Origin of the sequence: Oceanospirillum linum, assembly GCF_001995095.2 — a bacterium.
In the GTDB taxonomy this organism is placed as follows: Bacteria; Pseudomonadota; Gammaproteobacteria; order Pseudomonadales; family Halomonadaceae; genus Oceanospirillum; species Oceanospirillum linum.
Genome location: NZ_MTSD02000210.1, coordinates 1 through 398 on the forward strand (window position 1 = coordinate 1; position 398 = coordinate 398).

Annotated in this window: 1 protein-coding gene; it reads right to left on the reverse strand. The window is 44.2% G+C overall.

Annotated elements, in window-relative coordinates; all coding sequences use genetic code 11:
* The coding region (locus tag BTA35_RS17360; RefSeq protein ID WP_139363759.1) for a RelA/SpoT-related domain-containing protein at nucleotides 1-398 on the reverse strand (398 nt) is incomplete at both ends.

Genomic DNA, 398 nt, shown 5'->3' on the forward strand with positions numbered 1-398 from the left:
CTAGTACCTGACGTAACCAAGCAATTTTTTCTTCATAACTGTCGCTACTTTTCTTGGTATCAGTGCCTTTATAAAGCCAGTGCGCACAAACCCCTAACTCAGCTTCTTCATGCATATCTCCGGTACGAATCTGCACCTCTAAAACTTTGCCTTCAGGGCCAACTACAGCAGTGTGCAAAGAGCGATAGCCATTCTCTTTAGGTGTCGCAATATAATCATCAAATTCGTTAGGGATGTGGTGCCATAACCCATGAATAATGCCTAATGCGGCGTAACAGCTTTTCACATCTGGCACCATGATACGCACTGCACGCACATCATAAACCTCTGAAAAGTCGATGTTTTTACGCTTCATCTTACGCCAAATACTGTAGATATGTTTGGCACGCCCATGCACC